The sequence below is a fragment of the Streptomyces cavernicola genome (assembly GCF_029968035.1).
Classification (GTDB): domain Bacteria; phylum Actinomycetota; class Actinomycetes; order Streptomycetales; family Streptomycetaceae; genus Streptomyces; species Streptomyces cavernicola.
The window spans coordinates 50,093-71,764 of sequence record NZ_JASCIQ010000028.1 but is presented as its reverse complement, the minus strand read 5'-3'; the positions used below and the strand labels follow the sequence as shown (position 1 = coordinate 71,764).

14 protein-coding genes are annotated in these 21,672 nt (G+C 72.1%); 3 read left to right on the top strand and 11 right to left on the bottom strand.

Annotated elements, in window-relative coordinates; translation table 11 throughout:
- Positions 1-105 precede the first annotated feature (105 nt).
- The 10 genes from QIS96_RS24790 to QIS96_RS24745 form a co-directional block, all read right to left on the bottom strand.
- A complete protein-coding gene (locus QIS96_RS24790; RefSeq protein WP_456316880.1) occupies positions 106-3,009 on the bottom strand; it encodes a hypothetical protein in 2,904 nt (967 codons plus the stop codon).
- Between the two features lie 23 nt (positions 3,010-3,032).
- Positions 3,033-4,166, bottom strand: a complete 1,134-nt coding sequence (locus tag QIS96_RS24785) for an ATP-binding protein (protein ID WP_282544943.1) — start codon at positions 4,164-4,166, stop codon at positions 3,033-3,035.
- Between the two features lie 89 nt (positions 4,167-4,255).
- Positions 4,256-5,779, bottom strand: coding sequence for a VWA domain-containing protein (locus tag QIS96_RS24780; RefSeq protein WP_282544942.1), 1,524 nt, complete (start codon positions 5,777-5,779; stop codon positions 4,256-4,258).
- Positions 5,776-7,170, bottom strand: coding sequence for a hypothetical protein (locus QIS96_RS24775; protein ID WP_282544981.1), 1,395 nt, complete (start codon positions 7,168-7,170; stop codon positions 5,776-5,778). The genes QIS96_RS24780 and QIS96_RS24775 overlap by 4 nt, the downstream gene beginning before the upstream one ends.
- A complete protein-coding gene (locus tag QIS96_RS24770) occupies positions 7,170-7,673 on the bottom strand; it encodes a hypothetical protein (RefSeq protein ID WP_408907246.1) in 504 nt (167 codons plus the stop codon). The genes QIS96_RS24775 and QIS96_RS24770 overlap by 1 nt, the downstream gene beginning before the upstream one ends.
- Positions 7,674-7,938: 265 nt before the next feature.
- On the bottom strand, positions 7,939-10,422 hold the full coding sequence (locus QIS96_RS24765) for an ATP-binding SpoIIE family protein phosphatase (RefSeq protein ID WP_282544941.1): 2,484 nt from the start codon (positions 10,420-10,422) through the stop codon (positions 7,939-7,941).
- Between the two features lie 232 nt (positions 10,423-10,654).
- The gene (locus QIS96_RS24760; RefSeq protein WP_282544940.1) at positions 10,655-13,078 is read right to left on the bottom strand and encodes an MFS transporter; all 2,424 of its coding nucleotides are present in this window, start codon (positions 13,076-13,078) and stop codon (positions 10,655-10,657) included.
- Positions 13,079-13,429: 351 nt separating this feature from the next.
- Positions 13,430-13,873 (bottom strand): SRPBCC family protein, encoded by a 444-nt coding sequence (locus tag QIS96_RS24755; protein ID WP_282544939.1) that lies wholly within the window; start codon positions 13,871-13,873, stop codon positions 13,430-13,432.
- 1,529 nt (positions 13,874-15,402) lie between these two features.
- A complete protein-coding gene (locus tag QIS96_RS24750) occupies positions 15,403-16,578 on the bottom strand; it encodes a GDSL-type esterase/lipase family protein (protein ID WP_282544938.1) in 1,176 nt (391 codons plus the stop codon).
- Entirely contained in the window at positions 16,575-17,174 is a 600-nt protein-coding gene (locus QIS96_RS24745; RefSeq protein WP_282544937.1) for a TetR/AcrR family transcriptional regulator, read from the bottom strand. Before QIS96_RS24745 ends, QIS96_RS24750 begins: the two co-directional genes overlap by 4 nt.
- Before the next feature lie 164 nt (positions 17,175-17,338).
- On the opposite strand from QIS96_RS24745, the gene QIS96_RS24740 reads away from it, so the two are divergent.
- From QIS96_RS24740 to QIS96_RS24730, 3 genes are all read left to right on the top strand, one after another.
- Positions 17,339-18,352, top strand: coding sequence for an Rv2578c family radical SAM protein (locus tag QIS96_RS24740; protein WP_282544936.1), 1,014 nt, complete (start codon positions 17,339-17,341; stop codon positions 18,350-18,352).
- 113 nt (positions 18,353-18,465) lie between these two features.
- Positions 18,466-20,088, top strand: a complete 1,623-nt coding sequence (locus tag QIS96_RS24735; RefSeq protein WP_282544935.1) for an alpha/beta hydrolase — start codon at positions 18,466-18,468, stop codon at positions 20,086-20,088.
- A gap of 98 nt (positions 20,089-20,186) precedes the next feature.
- Complete coding sequence (locus QIS96_RS24730) at positions 20,187-20,765, top strand: GNAT family N-acetyltransferase (RefSeq protein WP_282544934.1); 579 nt, start codon at positions 20,187-20,189, stop codon at positions 20,763-20,765.
- An 84-nt stretch (positions 20,766-20,849) separates the two neighbouring features.
- On the opposite strand, the gene QIS96_RS24725 is transcribed toward QIS96_RS24730, so the two are convergent.
- Positions 20,850-21,443 (bottom strand): adenylosuccinate lyase, encoded by a 594-nt coding sequence (locus QIS96_RS24725; RefSeq protein WP_282544933.1) that lies wholly within the window; start codon positions 21,441-21,443, stop codon positions 20,850-20,852.
- Positions 21,444-21,672 lie beyond the last annotated feature (229 nt).

The window sequence follows — 21,672 nt, the reverse complement described above, 5'->3', positions numbered from 1 at the left end:
GCCGCGTTACACGCCCGGCCGCCAATGGAATGCAAATGGCGACCTGTTCGGGCACTTCCCTTCATCGACGGGCGCGACGACACGTGTGCCGACACATGCACGGACTCACCCGCCGAGCAGGGCCCCGAGCGCCGCCGCCGTCTCCGGATGCCGGCCGACCAGCACCGCACCCCCACCGCCGGTGCCTGAGCCGGTGCCTGAGCCGGCATCCGCGCCCGGGTCCGCCGAGGCCCACGCGCCGTCGTAGCCGAGCAGCCCCGCCAGCGCGTCACACGTCTGCGGGTGCGCGACGAGCAGCGTGCTGCGCTTGGCGTGCGCCGCTCCCCCGCCCGCTCCCCCGCCCGTACGCCCGCCGCGCCGTGCCGCGTCCACGACGGGCTGTGCCAGCCACGGCGGAACCCACTCGTCCAGGGCGGCGAGCCGTCCGGGGAAGATCCGGCCCGCCTCCCGTATCAGCAGCGGAGCCAGGTCCGCCCCGTCCTTGCGGAGTGTCGTGATCAGCGTCGGCAGCCAGGGCAGCAGCACCGGGTCCGGCAGCCGGCCGAAGGCGTTCGACACCGCCTCCACCACGAAGTCGGTGAGCCCCGGCACGGGCTCAAGCGCGTGCACGAACCCGCTGAGATAGCGCGGATACGAGGGCACCACCAGCGGATTGCCAAGCAACTCGTCGCAGCGGGAGCGCAGTTCGGCCCGCGGCAGCGTTCCCAGGTGGGTCTGCGCCGCCCAGAGCAGCGCCGTCTTCGACGGGTCCTCCGGGTGCGACTGCCCGACGGCCAGCTCCAGTTGGGTCCGGTCGCAGCCGAGGGACAGCGCGAGACTCTCCATGCTGAACAGGAAGCCCAGCATCGCCGCCACCTGCCGTACGGTCGCGTCCTCGTCGGTGAACGCCACCGGCAGCAGCGTGCAATAGTGCGCGTACCCCGCCTTGACGAAGGACTCGATCCACGGCGGAAGCACCGGCTCGCTCGTCCGGTAGTAGGCGAGGAGCCGGCGCACCCGGCGCAGCACCTCGGGCGCTCCGTCGACGCTGCGCTCCGCGGCGAGCACCGTCAGGGCGTGCGAGCCCAGCTCGTCGGCGAGGCGGCGGCTGCCCAGGTAGAGCGTGGCGTCCTCGACGGCTTCGAGGACCGTGGCGGCGGTGGCCGTCGGCGCGTACGCCGTGCGGCGCAGCCGCTGTTCCAGGACCTGCTCGATGCTGACGCCCTCGTAGCCGAGCTCGATGAGCGCGCGCTGGTGGGTGCCGAGCGCCAGGTCCCAGGACTCCTGGATGGACCGCTCGCCCAGCTTCCGCTCGCCCATGATCGGGCGGGCCGCGCCGTGCGGAAGGAGGCGGCGCAGCATCCACAGCACGTCGGAGCAGGCCTCGAGCTCCGGCCGTCCCGCGATGTCGAGAAGGGCCCGCTGCACGCCCCGCTTCTCCAGGGGCAGTTGGAGGGGTGCGAGGCGGTAGTGCACGTCCCGGGCCAGGGGCGGCAGCGACTCATACCCGACCTGTCCGACGCGGTCGCCGCCCATCATGATCTCGACGATCCGCCGCACGTCCCGCCGTCCGGGCACCGCGTCCTTCTCGATGCAGGTGACGGCCGCGTCCTGGAAGTCGTATGGCGTGGGCTTGGCCCGGTCGCGCATCCCGGCGAGCAGGATCGACGTCTCGAACACGGCGATGGCGTCGGCGGTGGACGCCAGGTAGCCGTTTCTGCGGGCGGCGCGCACGACGTCCACCGACCAGCCGCGCAGCTCCGCCTCGTCGAGGGCGTCCAGGACGGGTGGCTGCTGCAGGAAGCCGGTCAGCCGGTCCGCGGCCTCGATCTCCGGCACGGGCGGGGCCGCGGCCACGGCCTTCTTCTTGGCTCTGGACTTCTTCGTGCCCGCCTGCCCTTCGAGGCGGTAGGGCTGGACGCGGGTGCGCTTGACGTTCTTCGCCCAGACCGTGGCGGCGATCGACACCGAGCCGGCGGCGAGCCCGAACTGGGCCTCGATCGCCGCGTGGCTGGACGGGATCAGTCCGTGCTGCCACTTGGTGGCGCTGCGCGGACTGATCTCGAAGGTGTCCGCCCCTTCGATCCCGAACTCCTCGACGCGGCTTGCCGCGTGGAACGCGCCGCAGACGTAGAGGCAGTCGGCGGGGTCGACGCCGGTCGCCGCCCGGTGCTCACGCATCCGGGTCCACATGTACCGCTCGCGGTCCTCGTCCACCCGCACCCGGTGCGGGTCGCCCGGGGCGAGGCGCCGGAAGAGGCTGCCGATGAGGAACATGACCTGCCGGTACGTGTCGTGGTCGCTGTCGCCGAGGGGCAGTTCGACGTACTGGTGCCACCACTCCGACCAGTGCCGGACGCGGCCGTGGCGCAGCAGGTGCTCCTCCAGCTCGGCGAAGCGCGGCCGCAGGTCGCCGATGTCCACGCCGACCGCGTCCCCGTGCAGGGCCGCTTCCTCCTCGGCGGGCGGCGCGTCCGGGTCGGCCGCCTGATCGGTCCGCTCGTGCTGCTCGCCGCGGGCGTCCCACTGGAAGACGTGGTCCGAGGAGCGGTCGACGAGGACCAGCTCGACGCCCGGGGTGTCCAGGGCGTACGCGATGGCCTGGTACTCGGCGGAGGCCTCGGTGATCGGGGCGACCACCGAGAGCGGCGACCACTCGGCGGGGAAGCCGTCGATCTCGGTCGCGAAGGACTGGACGGCCACCGGCAGCTTGCAGTTGCGCAGTTCCGTCAGGAGCGGCGCCATGTCCTCGCACAGCTCCAGGTACACGACCTTGGGCTGCTTCTCCCGGAGCCTGCGGGCCATCGCGAGCGCGGACGCGGGCGAGTGGTGACAGACGGGGAAGATCTCGAGGGGTTCGCGCACCGCACGGTCCACGTCGTCGACGAGGCCGAGAAGGATGCCCTCCAGGGCGTCCTGCCCGCCGGCGAACGTGGCGGCGGCTTCCTGGAGTTGGCCGCGCAGCGAGGCGAACGGCTGCTCGTGGGACGGCCCGTGGGGCTGCTCGCCGGACTGCTCGCCGGACTGCACGTGGGGCTGCACGTGGGGCGCGCTCACGAGAGGGTCGCGATCGCGTCGCGGCCGCCCTCGAGGAACTCCGGCCAGGAGCCGCCCTCTTCGGTGCTGCGCGGCTCGACCACTCCGTGCAGGTACTTGTTGAGGATGGCCAGGTCCTCGGGCTCGCGCCGGGCGAGCGAGCCGACGAGCGAGGACGCCAGCGTACGGGCGGTGAGGGCGCGTTCGCCGAAGAAGTTGCTGTGCAGGATCGCATCCTCCAGGACGCCGATCTGCTCGGCGGTGGACAGGGCCGACTCCAGCTTCTCGTCGTCGCTGCCGGCCGCGGCGGAGGAGGCGCGCAGGTCGGCGAAGCTCTGCAGCAGCACGTCGAGCAGCGTGGGCGGCACGTCGAGCTCGATCTGGTGGCGGCGAAGGAGTTCCTCGGTGCGGAAGCGGACGATCTCCGCCTCGCTCTTCTTGTTGGTCACGACCGGGATGCGGACGAAGTTGAAGCGGCGCTTGAGGGCCGACGACAGGTCGTTGACGCCGCGGTCGCGGCTGTTGGCGGTGGCGATGATCGAGAAGCCGGGCTTGGCGAAGACGATGTTGTCCCCGTCCTCACCGGCCTGGTCGCCGCCCAACTCCGGTACGGAGATGTACTTCTCGGAGAGGATCGAGATCAGCGCGTCCTGCACGTCGCTGGTGGAGCGGGTCAGCTCCTCGAAGCGGCCGATGGTGCCGGTCTCCATGGCGGTCATGATCGGGGAGGGGATCATCGACTCCCGCGACTGGCCCTTGGCGATGACCATCGACACGTTCCAGGAGTACTTGATGTGGTCCTCGGTCGTACCGGCCGTGCCCTGCACCACCTGCGTGGAGTTGCGGGAGATCGCGGCGGAGAGCAGCTCGGCCAGCCAGCTCTTGCCGGTGCCCGGGTCGCCGATGAGGAGGAGGCCGCGGTCCGAGGCGAGGGTGACGATGGAGCGCTCGACGAAACTGCGGTCGCCGAACCACTTGGGCGCGATCTCGCGGTCCAGGCCGTCGGCGCGCTCGGAGCCCACGATGAAGAGCCGGACCATCTTGGGCGAGAGCCGCCAGGAGAACGGCTTGGGGTTGTCGTCGATGGACTCCAGCCAGTCGAGTTCCTCGGCGTACTTGATCTCGGCGGGGGCGCGCAGCAGGTCGGACATGGCAAGCCTTTCTGAACAGGTCTTACGGAAGGAGGAGTTGAGGTCTCGCATGGTCGGCGGAGCCGGGGTACGGCTCGGCTCGGCTCGGCTCAGGCGAGGAACGTCTTCAGCTCGTGCACGAGCTTCTTTATGTGCCCGGAGAGCACCGGCGCGCCGAGGTCCTTGAACCGTTCCCGGAACCACGGGTTGACGCTGCCGCGGCCCGCGCTGGTCACCGAGCCGACGGGGATGAACTTCGCGCCGGAGCGGTGCACGGCGGCCATGGACTCGAAGAGTTCCTCGCCGCGCCACTCGTAGAAGTCGGAGATCCAGACGACGACGGTGTTGCGCGGTTCGGCGATCTTCGGCTGGGCCAGGGCCATCGCGACCGTGCCGTCGGTGCCGCCGCCGAGCTGGGTGCGCAGCAGCGTCTCGAAGGGGTCGTGCACCCACGGCGTCAGGTCGAGCGCCTGGGTGTCGTACGCGATGAGGTGCACGTCCACCTTGGGCAGGCCGGCGAAGATCGACGCCAGGATCGTGCAGTTCACCATCGAGTCGACCATCGAGCCCGACTGGTCGACCACGACGATCAGGCGCTGCGGGGTCGTTTTGCGGGCGGTGTGGCGGTAGTAGAGGCGGTCGACGTAGAGCCGCTCCTCCTCCGGGCTCCAGTTGGTGAGGTTCTTCCAGATCGTGCGGTCGAGGTCGAGGTTGCGGAACACCCGCTTGGGCGGGACGGAGCGGTCCAGGGCGCCGACCGTGGACTTCTCCACCTGGGTCCGCAGCACCTCGGCGACCTCGTCGACGAAGCGGCGGATGAGCGCCTTGGCGTTGGCGAGGGCTACGCCGGAGAGGTTGTTCTTGTCCCGGAGGAGCTGCTCGATCAGCGACATGCTGGGCGTGAGCTGCGCCGCGAGCTGCGGGTCGGCGAGCACCTCGCGCAGGTGCATGCGCTTCACCAACTCGGCTTCGATGGAGCCGAGTTCGGGCCCGATCGCGGGGATGAGCCGGCTGAGGTCGGGGTTCGCGCGCCCGCCTCCGGTGCCGGTGGGGCTGACGCCGCCGGGGACGCCGCCGCTGCCGCCTGCGGTGTTGCCGCCCGCGCCGCCGCCGGGGCGGCCGCCGCGCAGGTCGCCCGGCTTGCAGCCGAGGGCGCGTTCCAGCCAGCCCGCGTCGGACTGCCAGCGCGCCAACTGCTCGGCGCTGACGGTTCCTTGGCCGGTGGTGAACGTGTTGAGCAGCACCTTCGAGACGAGGGCGGCGCGCCGCACCTCGGCGGCCCGGTCCCGCTCGTCCTGCGCGTCCGAGTCCTGGGGCGCCATGAGTCCGTCGAACTCGGCGGCCAGGTCAGGGTGGCGCTGCACGATCGAGTCGACCGAGGCCTGTGGGTCGAGGAGGGCCGCCGGCAGGTCGATGTCCTCCACGACGGCGAGGCTCGCCGATTCGAGCGTGGCCTGCTCCTCCGAGTCGAAGAGCCGGGCGAGCAGCCGCCAGTACAGAACCTGCCGACGACTGTCCTCGGCCGTCACCTCAGGCCCGGCCACCGCCTCGGGCGTGGCAGCCGCGGCCTCAGTCGTAGCAGCCGGGGCCGTGGCCTCCGGCGTGATGGGCTCCGGCGTGATGGGCTCGGTCATTTCCGCAGCAGCCTTCCCGCGCGCTCCCGCAGCACCTTCACCGCGTCGGTGGCCGTCTTCTCGCCCTTCGCTCCGACCTTGTCGGTGGTGCCGCCCGCCCATGCCCCGGCGTGCAGCGCGACGGTCTTCTTCCGCACCGTCGACTCCACGGCCAGCGGCTGCAGCCTGAACCGCCCGGCGTCCCAGCGCAGCAGCCCGATGCAGGCCCCGGACTTGGCGACGGCCTGCGGGGTGAGCGGCGACGCGGCGGGGATGCGGTCGGCGTCGACGTGGAGCTCCGGCCCGGCGATCGTGAACGTCAGCTCGTCCTCCGCTGCTTGGGCCGCGTACCCCTCGACGAACACCGGGACGGCGAGGCGTGACGGATGCCGGTCGAGGGGTGCCGTGGGCGCTTCGGCGGCCGTGGGCAGGGCTACGCGGGCGGTGGCGAAGGCGTCGGCGGGCTCGCCCTTGCGGGCGTGGTCGTCGCTCCACAGGAGGTCGCCCTCGGCGGTGACCGGCATGTCGGTGAGCTCCATGGAGCGGCCCTCGCTGAGCGCTTCGAGCAGCGACATGTGCGGCCGCAGCAGCTGCCACAGGCCCGCGCCGACGACCGTGTCCGGCTTGGGCGCCGAGACGCTGGCCCGTACGAGCCGGGCGCCCGAGCCGTCCGCGGGCTCCAACACGGCGTGGATCTGGGCCTGTACGGCGGTGGGGTGCTCCTGGACGTCCGCGCCGAGGGGCAGCAGCCGGCCGGTGACCGTGCCGGTCTCGGGCGCGTCGGCGGCGCCGGGCACCGTGAGGAGCATGGCGCGCGCCCACAGGTCGGCCCAGCGGCGCTCGGGGACGCTCTTGAGGGAAGCGCCCGGACAGGAGGCGGCGAGTTCGGCGGCGAAGCCGTCGAGGAGGGCGGCGAGCCGGCGCAGGCCGGGCTCGGGCAGCAGCGCCGAGACGACGGGGGCCGCGCCGGAGACCACGTCGTGGTCCATGCCCTGCCAGCCGCAGCGGGCCAGGTCGGACAGCCAGGACCGGGCGGCGAGGAGGACGTTGACCTGCTCGCCGGGTTCGCGCGGGCTGTCGGCCTGGGTGTGCGTGCCGCGCGGGCGGCCGGTGGCTTCCTCGACCCGGGCGCCGAGGGCGTCGTGGACGGAGCCGAGGAGTGCCGTACGGGCGGCGGCGAGCGCGACGAAGTGGTTCTCGTCGGCGGCGCCGGCGGCGGCCTTGTCGGCGGCCTCGGTGACCTTCGCGGCGAGCGGCGTGCCCGCGACGGCGTCGGCGAGCTCCAACAGGCCTGCCGCCTGGGCGGGTTGGGGCCGCAGCAGCCCGGCGGCGAGCGCACCGTCGAAGGCGTCCACGGCGGCGAGGGCCTCGTCGAGGCCGTCGACGGTCTCGGTCAGCAGATCCGTGCGCATCAGGCCACCGCCCTCGTCGGCGGGAACCACTGCATCTCCGGCAGGGGCGCCGTGGTCGCGTCGAACTCCAGGTAGGCGAGGTGCCGCAGGAAGCGGCTGAAGACCGTGGCCGCGGCGTTGCTGTCGCCCGGCATCGGGTGCGTGCCGACCATGGCCTGGGTGAGGCTGAACGCGTCGGCCTCGGTGTCACCGAGGTCGCACTTCAGATAGCGGGCGACGCGCTCGGCGCCGTACTGCAGCACCGCCTGGTCGATCAACGCGCGGATGTGGTTGCAGTACGAACTGCTGGTGCCTCCGCACGGCCGGTTGTTGTTCGTGCTGCAGGCGTACGCGAACGCGCCCACCGTGACCGACGAGACGTACACGCGGCTGATGTCGGAGCCGCTGGAGACCACCCCCTGCAAGCGTCCGTCGGCGAGTTCGACGAACGGAACCTTGGCGAGCTTCCGCGGCCGTGCGGGCGCTATGACCCGTGCCGTGCTCGACCTCTCCCACCCTGACAACGCACCATCTCCCATGCACCAGAGGACTGTCCCCGGCCGGATCGGTGGGGACATGAAAGAACCTACTGGCGACCACTGACAATCGACCTGGGGAGGCCAAAGGTGCTGGTCACAGGGATAGTTGAGGCTTCACCTCCCCGCGCCTCCGTCGGGTCACGTGATCCGGCGGCAGCCTCCGGAGCTGTCCGCTGAGGACTTTCGGGAAAGGGCGGGGAGGGGAGGGGAGGGGAGGGGAGGGGAGGGGAGGGGAGGGGGAAAAGCCCCCTCAGCCCCGGCGTCGTCCCGGCAACGCCAACTCGAACCAGACGGACTTTCCGTCGCCCGCGCGCGCCGAGCCCCACTCCCGTGCGAGGGCGCTGACGACGGCCAGGCCGCGGCCGGACTCGTCGTCGGGGCCTGCGCTGAGGAGTGTGGGCAAGGTGTGCTCGTCGTCGAGGACCTCGCACTGCAGGACGTCGGAGCGGACCAGGCGCAGCGCAAGGCGGTCGCTCCGGGCGTGCCGCACCGCGTTCGTGACGACCTCGCTGACCAGCAACTCGGCGTTCTCCACGAGCTGTTCGAGGCCCCAGCGGCGCAGCTGGGCGCGGACCAGGCGGCGGGCCCGGCCGACCTCGCACGGCTCGGCCTGGAGCCGCCAGTCCGCGACGTCCTCGGCGGCGATGCCGTTGAGCCGGGCCATCAGGAGGGCGACGTCGTCCTTGCGGCCGCCGCGGCCCGCTTCAGCAAATGTCACAGCGAGGGCGCGGATGATGGTGTCGCAGGCGTCGTCCATGGACGCGGCCGGGTGCGCGGCCGATTCGCAGAGCGTGGCGAGGCCGACGCCGATGTCCTCGCCGCGCACCTCGACCAGGCCGTCGGTGCACATCACGAGCCGGTCGCCGGGCGCGACCGGGACGCGTACCGTCTCGAAGGGCACGCCGCCGACGCCTATCGGGGCGCCCGTGGGCAGTTCGAGGAGGTCGCTGCGGCCGTCCTCGGCGCGGACCACGACGGGCGGGATGTGCCCGGCGTTGGAGATCTGCAGCTCGCCGGCGATCGGGTCGTAGACCGCGTACAGGCAGGTGGCCAGGTACTGCTCGCCGAGGCGCTGGGCGAGGTCGTCGAGGTTGCGCAGGAGCTGGGCGGGCGGCAGGTCGAGGGCGGCCATGGTCTGCACGGCCGTGCGCAACTGGCCCATCATCGCGGCCGAGTTGAGGCCGTGTCCCATCACGTCGCCGACGACGAGCGCGGTGCGGGAGCCGGGCAGCTTCACCGAGTCGAACCAGTCGCCGCCGACCCGGCCGAGGAGGGTGCCGGGCAGGTAGCGGGTGGCGATGTCGCAGCCGGACATGCGCGGCGCGATGTGCGGCAGCATGCTGTCCTGGAGCGTCTCCGCGACGTTCTCCTGGTACGTGTACATGCGGGCGTTGTCGAGCACCAGGGCCGCGCGGGCGGCGAGTTCGGCGGCGGTGACGCGGTCCATGTCGTTGAAGACGATGCGGTCCGGGTGGCGCAGCAGGACGCTGAAGCCGAGGACGACGTTGCGCGCCTTGAGGGGCACGATCAGCATCGAGCGGTCGACGATGAACGGCCGGATGTCCCGCTTGTCCAGCTCGGAGGCGATGGCATGGCCCATCTCCTCGCTGATGTGCGGGATCAGCACAGGGTCCCCGGTCGTCATGCACTGGAAGAACGGGGTGTCCGCCGGGAACGGCATGGCCTCGCCGACCGGCACGACGTCGTCCCAGCGGCCCGGCTCGTCGGTGTGCTCCAGGGCGACGCGGTGCCACATGGTGGTGGAGTCGGGCACGCCTTCCGCGAACCCCTCGCCCGCGACGACCTGTTCGCGCAGATACGTGCAGGCCACGTTGGCGAAGCGGGGCACGATCGCCTGGCTGACCTCGTTGATGGTGCGGGCCAGGTCGAGGGAGGTGCCGATCCGCCCGCTGACCTCGTTGAGGAACTCCAGGCGCTCGCGCACCGCGCGGTACTCCAGGTCCTCGGCCTCGTCCGCGAGTTCGGGCGGGACGGGCTTCCCCTCGGCCAGGGCGCGCGCCACCCGCTCGCGGCGCACCTTGCGCTCCGCGCGCCGGGGCACGCCCCAGTCCGGTGTGACCGGGACGCGGTCGTGCTGGCTGAACTCCAGGACGGGATAGCCCAGTTCGAGGACCTGCGAGACGATCCGCGAGCCCTCGGCGACGCTCATGCTGGGCAGGATCTCGGGCAGCCTGCGCGCCAGCTCGTCGTACCCGGGGAACTCGGTGTGCAGCCCGAAGCCGGGGGCGATGCTCTCGGTGGCGCCCTCCGGATCGATGGGGTCGTCGGGGTTCTCGCGGCGCAGCCGGTCGGCGTCGGCGGCGAGCACGAGCAGCCGCTCGGGGCCCGGCCCGACCAGCGGGTACGCCCACCACAGCACGTCCACCGGGTCCCGGCCCGGCTCGGAGAGGCGGGCGCGGCCCGCGGCCGGGTAGGAGGTGCGCCCGCCGAGGGACGCTTCCAGCTCGGGGCCCAGCTCCTCCTCGGGCCCCAACTCCTCGTACTCCACGGGCACTTCGAGGGGTGTCGCGTCCTCGGGCAGGGCGCCGGAGACAGGCAGCAGGTCGACGGCGCGACGGCCCACCGCCTCGTCCTTCACGTACCCGAACAGGCGGCGGGCGCCGCTGCTCCAGTGCGAGACGAGGCCTGCTCCGTCCACGACGACCACGGCCAGCGGAATACGGCCGGCGACGGCTGACTGCGTCGCCGGCCCATCCGGAGTGCCACGCTCCATGGTCTGGGCTCCTTCCCGTGACGCAGATGAAGATCTGCGCCACGACCACGGTACGGCGGGTGTGCCCCGCCGCGTGGGGCATCTTCGGAATTTGCACCGGAACGACGCGCTCTCGGCGCGCCCCCTGTGCGCCCCCTGCCGCGCGAGTCCCGCGCGCACCGGCCGCGACGTGCGGCGCATCGGCGCGAGGTGCGGCGCACGGGCGGGCGCAGGTTGCGCGGGGCCCGGATCGTCAGTCCTCGTGGCCGAGTTGGAGGTCGCGCTCGGTGCGCCCGCCGCCCGCGACCTGGAGGACGGTGGCGACCGGCGGGTAGCCCGCGGCGATCACGGTGTACTCGCCGGAGGACAGGTCGACGAAGCGGAATGTGCCGTCCGGTCCGGTGGTGAGGGTGTCGACCACGTTGCCCGCGGCGTCGAGGAGGGTGACGCGGGCGTCCTCGACGCACCGCCCTCCGGTGGCCCGCACGGTGCCGCGCAGCACGGCGCCGCCCGCGAGTTCGATGTCCTGCCGGGTCTCGCGCGCGGCCTGCACGCTGACCGGGACGGCGGCCGGCCGGAAGGCGGGCGCGCTGGCGGCGAGGGTGTACTCGCCGGCCACCAACTCGCTGATGACATAGCCCCCTTCGCGCCCGCTGCGCGCGCTCGCGACGACTTCTCCGCGTACGTCGGTGAGGGTCACGGCGGCGTCCCGTACGGGGCTGCCGTCGGCGGTGACGACGGTCCCGGCGAGGCGTCCGGCGCCGCCGAGCACGACGTCGAGTTCGACGGGCCGTTCGCCGACGGTGACGGACACGGCCTGCGGCTGGTGCCCGCCCGCGGCGGCGATCAGGACGTACGAACCGGCGCCCGGGGTGGACAGCGCGTACCGCCCGTCGTCGCCGCTCGCGCCGCGGCCGATCTGCTGTCCGGTGACGTCGATCAGGGTGAGCGCGGCGCGCGGCACGCTGGTCCCGTCGGGGTGCTGGACGCTGCCGCAGACGGGCACGCCCGCGGAGTGCGCGGCGGTGCGGGCGGCGGGAACGGCGGCCCTGGGCTCGGCGTTGTTCTGAAGGTCGGCGCTGGCCGGGTTGGCGGACAACAGAGGTGTCTCCTTGAGGAACAGGGCGATGAGGAGGCCGAGTACGAGGACCGGCACGAGGTACAGGAAGATCCGCGGCATGGCGTCCGCGTACGCCTGGATGTAGCCCTCGCGCAGCTGCTCGGGGAGCCGGTGGACGAGTTGGGGCGTGATCGACTCGGGGTCGGGCAGGTCGACGCCGGCGGGCAGCCGGTCGGTGAGCGCGTCGGCGAGCCGGTCGGCGAAGAGGGTGCCGAAGACGGCGGCGCCGACGCTGCCGCCGATCTGCCGGAAGTAGTTGTTGGCGCTGGTGGCGGTGCCGAGGTCGGCGGGCGGCACCGCGTTCTGCACGGCGAGGATGAGGACCGGCATGATCAGGCCGATGCCGATGCCGAGCACGCCCATCCAGATGCTGTAGTCGAGCCGCGAGGTGTCGGTTTCGAGGCGGGAGAGCAGCCACATGCCGACGGCGGAGGCGGCGCCGCCGATGATCGGGTAGATGCGGTAGTGGCCGGTGTGGCTGATGAGTTGGCCGGAGACGATGGAGGCGGCGACGATGCCGAACATCATCGGCAGCATCAGGAGGCCCGACTCGGTGGCGGTGGCCCCGTCGACCATCTGCAGGAAGGTCGGCAGATAGCTGGCGGCGCCGAACATGCCGACGCCGACGACCGCGCCGACGAGCCCGGTGATGTTGAACGTCGGGTCGCGGAACAACCGCAGCGGAATGATCGGTTCGACCGCGAACCGCTCGACGACGAGGAACAGCACGGTCGAAAGCACCGACCCGACGGCGAGCCCGACGATCACGCGATCGCCCCACTCGTACTCCGTGCCGCCCCAACTGGTCAGCAACACCAGGCAGGTTGAGGCGACGGCGAGCAGCAGGGCGCCCAGAACATCGAAGCGAGGCTTGGCGACAGGTTTGGGAAGCTTCAGCACGACGGCGATGACGGCGAGGGTGAGCAGCCCGAACGGCACGTTGATGTAGAAGCACCAGCGCCAGCTCGCGTGGTCGGTGAAGAACCCGCCGAGCAGGGGTCCGGCGACGGAGGCGAGTCCGTACGCGGCGCCGATCACGCCCATGTAGCGGCCGCGTTGGCGGGGCGGGACGATGTCGGCGATGATCGCCTGCACGCCGATCATGAGGCCGCCCGCGCCGATGCCCTGGACCGCGCGGAAGGCGATCAGCTCGTCCATGGTCCGCGACCAACCGGCGAGCGCGGAGCCGATGATGAAGACCACGATCGCGAACTGGAAGACGCTCTTACGGCCGAGGAGGTCGCCGAGTTTGCCGTAGATCGGCAGTCCGATGGTGGCGGTCAGGAGGTACGCGGTGATCGCCCAGGACATCTTGTCGAGGCCGTGCAGCTCGCCGACGATCTTCGGCAGCGCGGTGGCGACGATCATCTGCTCCAGGGCGGCGAGGAGCAGCGCGAGCATCAGCCCGGCGAAGACGAGGCGGACCCGGCGCGGGCTGAGTTCGGGTGCGGCACCGGGGGCGGGCTCGGGGTCGGGCTCTGCGGGCGGTGGGGGCTGCTCCGCTGCCGGTGCGGCCTCGGGGGCCTGCTCGTCCTGCACCAGAGTCGTCCCACGCACGTCCCGCTCCCCTCATCCGCGCCCGATCGCGCCGCCCATTTCTCGCATTACGCGACAACCTCGGGCAACTGAACGGTTCGCCTCAAACAGGGCCGACGGCCGCTTCCCGTACGGGTGTTGGGCCGCGCGCTCACCCTGTGGACCTCGGGGTTTGACGCGCTGCACGCATACGGGGCGCACGCGGGGGTGCGCCGCGGGGCGCACGGGAAACCACCCGAACAAGTGACAGGGCGGGGGCGGGGGTTGGGGTTGGGAGGCGGGTCGGACGACGGGGTGGACGGCGAGCCGACCGCGACAATCACGACGATCACGACCGGCCCACCGCGGGGCCCCTACGGGGCCTCTGCTCCCCTACTTCTCCACCTCGGCGGCGAGCTTGGCGAGGAGGGCGTCGTAGATCCGGCCGAGGCCCTTGGGGGCGAAGGTCTTCTCGAAGAAGCCGCCGATGCCGCCCGCGCCGTTCCACACGGTCGATACGACGACCTTGGCACGGCCCTCACCCGCGGGGGTGACGGTCCAGGTGGTGACCATCGAGGAGTTGCGGTCCTTCTCGACGAGCTGCCCGTCGGTCGGCTCGGTCACCTCGAGGAGGCAGTCGCGGACGCGCTTGCTGGTGGCCTGGAGCTTCCAGTGCACGAGGCTGCCCTCGCCGTCGCCGCCCTCGCGGACCTCGTACTCGCTGAAGTGCTCGGGCAGCACCTTCGGGCGCACGTCCTTGTAGTCGGCGAGCGCGTCGAAGACATCGTCCGGGTCCGCCGCGATGATCCGCTCGGTCACGGCTTCGACCTGTGCCATGGCACTTCCTCCACTGCGTTGCTTTCGGGGGTACGGGGTGCTGCGCACTCCATTGTGACGGTTGCCGAGGCGGGACTTTCCCCCCACCCGCCTCTACCGGCGGCCCGGGGTTGCCGGTGCGGCTGTTCCCGCCGTGCCCCCTCCCCCGCCCGTGGCACGGGGATGCTGGGCTTGTGTTCCCCGGCCCACTTCTTCCCGTGGCACGGGGATGCTGGGCTTGTGTTCCCCCTGCCCGCTTCTTCCCGTGGCACGGGGATCGTCGGCTTGCGCTTCCCGTGCCCGCCGCTTTCCGTGGCAGGGGGACGCTTGGCTTGCACTTCCCCGGCCCGCCTCCTCCCGCGGCACCGGGATGCTGGGCTTGTGTTCCCCCGGCCCGCTTCTTCCCGTGGCACGGGGATGCCGGGCCGGCTCCTCCCGCCTGCCGCCTTCCCGTTCTGACGCTTCCCCTTCCGCCTCCTCCCGTGGCATCGGGATGCCGGGCTGGCCTTCCCTCTTGCCCTCCCTGTGGCGCCGGCTTGCCGGGCTGGTTTTTCCCCTCCCCGCCCCTTCCCGAAAGTCCTGCAGACAGCTTGGGGGCTGCACCCCCGGGCCCCTCTCCGCGCTGTCGTTCGACGGCAGCGCCCTCGTGGCTGGGCTCTCGCCCTGCGGTCGGCTCGGGGCTGCACCCCGGGCCCCTCTCCGCGCTGTCATTCGGCGGCAGCGCCCTCGTGGCTGGGCTCTCGCCCTGCGGTCGGCTCGGGGCTGCGCCCCGGCCCCTCTCGGTGCCGTCGTTCGGCTGAAGCACCGTCGTGGCTGGTCGCGCAGTTCCCCGCGCCCCTATCGGGGCCGGAGCCGAGCGCGGGCCGAGCCCAGCACGCCCCGCCTAGGAGGGCAATCGGCCCAGCCTGGCCCAGGCCAGAAGCCCGAACCTGGACTCGAGCCAAATTCAGCACACCGCCGGGCCCGTGGACCCCAGCCCGAGACCGGCCGACCCAGCCTCCGGGGTAGGCCCAAAGCCAGCCTTCTGGACGAGGGCCGGGGCCCCAATCGAGCCGTCGAACCAGACGTACCGGCGCTGACCAGTGCGACCGCACCAGAGGCCCGAGTCGATATCCAGCCCCTCCGGCCCTGGAAGTACCCACCCAAGTCCAGCCCGTCCGACTGGGGCCAGAATCCAATCGCCCCGTCGAACCAGGGGCATCGGCCCAGAACCAGCCCCCCGGCCCCCGGGCGCACCGACCCGAGTCCAGCCAGTCTGAACCGGGGCGCGAGCCCAATCGAGCCCGTCGGGCCAAGGGCACCGACCCGAATCCACGTTCCGCCCTTGAGGGCCACCGGCCCAAGCAGCCTGCCCGTCGGCCCGCCCGCCCCAGAGCGCACGAGCCCAATTGAGCCCGTCCGGCGTTTGAGGACGAGCCCGGAGGGCGATGGGGGTCCAGGGGCACAGCCCCGGCGGGGTCCAGGGGCACAGCCCCGAAGCGGGGACTGGGGGGGCGGAGACCCCGGGCTGTCCGCTGAGGACTTCGGGAAGGGGCGGGGTGGGGAAGAGATCAGCGGCCCGCGAACGCCCCCGCCTCCCCGAACGCCAGCCCCGCGAACCGCTCCGCGATACGGACGTGCGCCTCGGCGCCAGGGTGGACCGCGTCCGCGAGGGGCAGCTCCACATGGTCGGCCTCGCCGTACAGCTCCCGCCCGTCGAGGTAGAAGAGCTGCGGATCGTCCGCCGCACGTTCGGACACGATCCGGGCGAGCTCCGCGCGTACGACGTTCAGCGTGAGCCGCCCCGCGGCGACCTCCGCGGGGTCGCCGGTGGCCTTGAACCGCACGGCCCCGTCGGCGAAGTCGGGCGCGAGTGGCCCAGGCGTGTCCTCCTGCACGGGACAGAGCACGGCGGAGACGACCAGCAGCGGGGTCGTGGGGTGCCCCTCGCGGATGGTGTCGAGGAACCCGTGCACTGCAGGCCCGAACGCGCGGAGCCGCATCGCGTCGGCGTTGACGATGTTGATGCCGATCTTGACGCTGACCAGGTCGGCGGGGGTGTCCCGGAGCGCACGCGCGGTGTACGGGTCGAGCAGCGCCGCACCCCCGAGGCCGAGGTTGATCAGCTCGACGCCCGCCCGCCCCGCGACCAGCGCGGGCCAAGTGCCCGTCGGATGTGTCGCGTTGGAGCCGTGGCTGATGGAACTGCCGTGGTGCAGCCAGACCTTGCGGCCGCGGTCGGGCAGCGGCGCCAGGGGCGCGTCGCTGCGCAGGGCGACCAGCTCGGTCCGCTCGTTGTGCGGCAGCCAGATCTCGATGTCCTTCTCGCCCGCGGGGAGTCCGGCGAACCGGGCGGTGCCGGGTTCACCCTCGGTGAGCTCGTAGGACTGGGCAGCCATGTCGACGGTCAGGACGTTCCCGCCGGGAACACTGGCCTGCGCGGTGAGGCGGCCGTCGACGAGCAGGTCGTACACCCCGTCGGCCGGGGCCGGTCCGGGCACGCCGAGGTAGGCGCGCTTGGTGGGCAGCGTGTCGAGCTCGACGACGGTGGCGGCGGTGCGGAACGCGAGGCGGACCCCGGCGGGCTGGGCCTCGGCCATGGCGGTCTGGCCGTCGGAGATCTGCCGCCGGGCCTGCGCGGGCAGCCGGTGCGGAAGGAGTCCGCGCGCGGTGGGCTCCAACTCCAGGGCTCCGCGCATGAGTTCGGCGGTGAGGGGCGTACTGATCAGGGACGGGGACGTACTCATGGGGTGGCTGCCTCGGTCGTGCCGGCGGGCGTGGGGGTGGAGTGGAGCAGCGCGTCGAGCGCGTCGAGGATCCAGTCCCAGGTCTCCTCGGCGGGCGGCGCACTGTGGCTGAATCCGCCGGCCGTCTCCAGGCTGACGAAGCCGTGGAAGACGCTGCCGAGCAGTCGTACGGCATGGGTTTCGGCGGGTTCGGTCAGGCCGTACCCGCGCAGGACGGCCCGGGTCAGCCGGGCGTTGCGGGGCCCGGCGCTCGCGGCGGCGGTCTGCGGGTCGAGGGGGAAGCGGGCGGCGGCGTACCGGCCGGGGTGCTCGACCGCGTACGTGCGATAGGCGGCGGCGAAGGCGGTCAGGGCGTCCCGGCCCGCGCGCCCGGCGACGGCCTCGGACGCGCGGTCGGCGAGCTCGGCGAGGGCGAGCAGGGCGATGCGGGTCTTGAGGTCGTGGGAGTTCTTGAGGTGCGAGTAGAGGCTCGCGGTCTTCACGTCGAACCGCCGGGCCAGCTCGGAGACGGTGACGTGCTCGAACCTGACCTCGTCGGCGAGCTCGGCCCCGGCGCGGACCAGGCGTTCCGCGGTCAGGCCAGGTCGTACGGCCACAGTTCCTCCCAACGAATCCAGCCATTACCTAATCCCATACCTAATCCCATCCTGCATCTGCCTAACACCATTAGGCAAACAGCGAAGGTGGCTAGCCGGCACCGACCCGCACGATCATGGGAACGCTTGTTCTATTCTGTGCCCAGTGCTACCGAGGAGGCGCCATGCGCTGGGACAACCTGATCTCCGACGACGCCGCGCTGTTCGGCGCGGACGCCGTCACGACCCGCACGTTCGACACCCCCGAGTTCCGCGGCGTGACCTTCCACGAGATCCGGGCCAGGTCGATCGTGAACCGGGTGCCCGGCGCCTCCCGTATGCCGTTCGAGTGGACGGTGAACCCGTACCGGGGTTGCACCCACGCCTGCGTCTACTGCTTCGCTCGCAAGACGCACAGCTATCTGGACCTGGACACCGGGCTCGGCTTCGACAGCCAGATCGTGGTGAAGGTCAACGCCCCCGAGCTCCTGCGGCGGCAGCTCGCCTCCCCGCGCTGGCACGGCGAGCACATCGCGATGGGCACCAACGTGGACTGCTATCAACGGGCCGAGGGGAAGTACCGGTTGATGCCCGGCATCATCGCGGCCCTGCGCGACCGTGCGAACCCCTTCTCCATCCTCACCAAGGGCACGCTGATCCTGCGCGACCTCGACCTACTCGTGCAGGCCGCCCAGGTCACCGAGGTCGGCATCTCGGTCTCCGTCGGCTTCACGGACCGCGAGCTGTGGCGCACGGTCGAGCCCGGCACCCCGGCCCCCGAGCGCCGTCTCGACGTGGTCCGCACGCTCACCGAGCACGGCATCGGCTGCGGCGTCCTGATGGCCCCGGTGATCCCGTTCCTCGGCGACTCCCCCGAGCAACTCCGCGCCACGGTCCGCGCGATCGCCGCCTCCGGCGCCACCTCCGTCACCCCGCTGGTGCTGCACCTGCGGCCCGGCGCCCGCGAGTGGTTCATGAGCTGGCTCGCCGCGCACCACCCCCATCTCGTACGCCGCTACGAACGGCTGTACGCGGAAGGGGCCTACGCGCCGAAGTGGTACCAGCGCCGCATCACCCGCCATGTGCACGAACTCGCGCAGGAGTACGGCATCGGGCCCAAGCCCTCGGCGGCGGCGCGGCGCATCACACCTGTCCGCGAACCCGACCGTGAGACCGGCACCCAACTCACCCTCCTCTGACACCCTTCGGGTCAACTTCACGTACAAAGCACGATTTCTGACGGTATTTCCGAGAGCATGCGGCAGCGGGCTGCGGCACGCGCAGTCCGAACTCCTCCGCCTCGGGAGGCCAGATGAGAACCCGTGCCGTCGCGCTGCTCGGCGCCCTCGCCACAGCCGCCGGACTCCTTTCGGCCGGGCAGTCCGCCGCAGACCCACGCGGGGCGACCGCCCCGAAAGCCCGCGCCGCGCTCAAGTGGACGGACTGCGCCACGAAGAAGTACCCGACCCTGCAGTGCGCCTCGCTGCGCGTCCCGCTCGACCACGCGAAACCCGACGGGAAACAGATCAGCCTCGCTCTGTCCCGCGTCCCGCACACCGACCCCGAACACCACCAGGGCCCGCTCCTGGTCAACCCCGGCGGACCCGGCGGCAGCGGCCGTGGCCTCGCCGGTTTCGTCGCGGGCGCGCTGCCCCGCGACGTCGCCGCGCAGTACGACGTGATCGGCTTCGACCCGCGCGGCGTCGGCGCCTCCCGGCCCGCCGTCGACTGCCGCCCCGGCCACTTCGCCCCGGTGCGCCCCGACACGGTGCCGATCGGCAAGGGTGTCGAAGAGGCGGGCCTCGAACGCGTCAAGGCCTTCGCGAACGCCTGCGAGGAGAAGCACGGGCCGCTCCTGGAGCACCTCGACACGGTGAGCGCCGCCCGCGACATGGACCTGATCCGCGAGGCGCTCGGCGCGCCCCGCATCAACTACTTCGGCTACTCGTACGGCACGCACCTCGGCGCGGTCTACGCGAAGCTGTTCCCGCAGCGGGTCCGCCGGGCCGTCCTGGACTCCGTCGTCGACCCGACCGGGGTCTGGTACCGCGACAACCTCGACCAGAACCTCGCGTTCGACGACCGCCACAAGGCCTTCGCCGCCTGGGTCGCCCGGCACGACGCGACGTACGGCCTCGGCACCGACCCGGCCGAGGTCGAGGGCAAGTGGTACGCGATGCGGGAGGCCGTCGCCGAGCGCCCCGCCGGCGGCAAGGTCGGCCCGGCCGAGCTGGAGGACGCCTTCATCCCCGGCGGCTACTACAACGGCTACTGGCCGGAACTCGCCGAGGCGTTCGCCGCGTACGTGAACGACGAGAACACCGCCCCGCTCGTCGACGCGTACGAGGCGCTCGGGGTCGTCGACGCGGACGGCGACAACGGCTACTCGGTGTACGCGGCGGTGCAGTGCAGGGACGCGCCCTGGCCGCGCAGCTGGAACACCTGGCGCGCGGACAACTGGCGGTCGCACGCCAAGGCGCCCTTCATGACCTGGAGCAACGCCTGGTACAACGCCCCGTGCGCGTTCTGGCCGACCGGCAACCTCACCCCACCGGACGTCACCAACTCCCAACTGCCCCCGGTGCTCCTCTTCCAGGCCACCGACGACGCCGCGACCCCGTACGAGGGCGCCGTCACACTCCACCGCAAGCTGGACCGCTCCAGCCTCGTCGTGGAGGAGGGCGGCGGCAACCACGGCGTCACGCTCAGCGGAAACGACTGCCTGGACGGGTACTTGGCGGACTACCTCGCCACCGGCGAGGTCCCGCGCGGCCGCGGCCACACCCCGGCCGACGCGACCTGCGACGCCCTGCCCGAGCCGAAACCGGAGCCGAAGCCGGAGCCGGAGCCGGAGCCCAAGTCGGCCGAAGCGAAGCGGACTTCGGACGTCCGCAAGGGCCTGGCGCTGCACGGCCTGATCGGCCGCCACCGCTGACCGCCCACCCGCCGGGGCACACACCGGAACCCGTGTGCCCCGGCATGCCCGGAGAAATGGGGACGACCACGCCCGCACACGACTCGTAGGGTGCGCCCATGAACGAATCCGTCGTATCCGTACGGCAGATGACCCCCGACGACTGTCCCGCGGTGGCCGAAATACGGGTGCGGGGCTGGCAGTTCGCGTACGCGGGCCTGATCCCGCAGTCGTATCTGGACGCGATGGACATCGCCGCGGACACGGAACGCTGCCGCGAGCGGCAGGCGCGGGGCGATCCGGCCGTGGTGGGCCTCGTCGCCGAACGCGCCGGGACGACGGTCGGCTGGGCCAGCTTCGGGCCGTACCGGGACAGTGATCTCCCGCCCACGGACACCGAGTTGTACGCCCTCTACGTGCACCCCGAGCACATCGGGACGGGCGCGGGGCGGGCCCTGATGCGGTCGGTCCTGGCCCACTGCACGGCGCTCGCCACGCCGCGCGTACGCCTCTGGGTCCTCCGGGACAACATGCGTGCCCGCCGCTTCTACGCATCCGCCGGGTTCACGCCGGACGGGGCGGAGGAGGTCTCCGAGCTGGACGGCGTCCGGGTCCCGGAGCTCCGCCTGACTCTCCCCCTCCCCGCCCCTTCCCGAAAGTCCTGCCGGACAGGCCTCCTCAAACGCCGGAGGGGCTGAATAATCAGCCCCTCCGGCGTTTGAGGAGCGGGGTCTGGGGCGGAGCCCCAGTTCGGGAAGGGGCGGGGTGGGGAAGAAGAAAACCTAAGCCTCCCCGATCCGCGCCAGCGCCGCCACCGCCGCCGCCGCGAGCCGCGGATGGGCTCGAGCCGAATCGAGCACAGGCACCGCCCGCTTGTCGGCCAGCGCCCCCAGCCCCTCCACACACGCCAGCGCGATCCGCCAGTAAGGATCGTGCGGCGAGGACAACCGCCGCTTCAGGGCCGTGATCAACGCCGGCGCCGACTCGGGCGCCCGCAGCACCGTGAGCAGCCGGACCGGATGCAACGCGTAGGCGACGCGGAGTTCATTCGTGGCGAGCGCCGCCGCCGCCCGCGCCGTACGCGGATCACCGAGCCGGGCCAGCGCCTGCGCGGCGCTCGCACAGCGCTCCGGGTCGCGGTGGTTGAGCAGCAGGACGAGGGACTCGAAGGCCCGCCGCTCCCCCGCGCAGCCGAGCCGGAACGCGGCCATCTCCCGGGCCCACAGCGGCTGTTGGGGCGCGGTGAGGACCTCGGCCAGCTCGTCGTGGTCGTCCGTCGCCCGCAACCGCTCGAAGCGGGCCGCACCCGACGGGTCCGCGTCCTGCGCGGCCTCTTTCCGTAAACGTTCCGTGACCGCTCGCAACTCCTCGTCCATGCAGCTCAGCGTAGCGATCGTCGGGCTTCACCAGGAGGGGGCGATCCACGTCACACCGCTCCAGGACTGGCGCGCTCGTTACCCGCTGGTTAAGCTCATTAGAGCGGGTCACACCCGCATCGCTCGGCGGCCTGGTGACGCAGCCGCCGAGGACAAGTCGGTTCGGCTCGGTACAGCACGAGTTTCACGACGCGGCCCGGGGACAGGGCCCGTCGCTTCACCTCAGCTC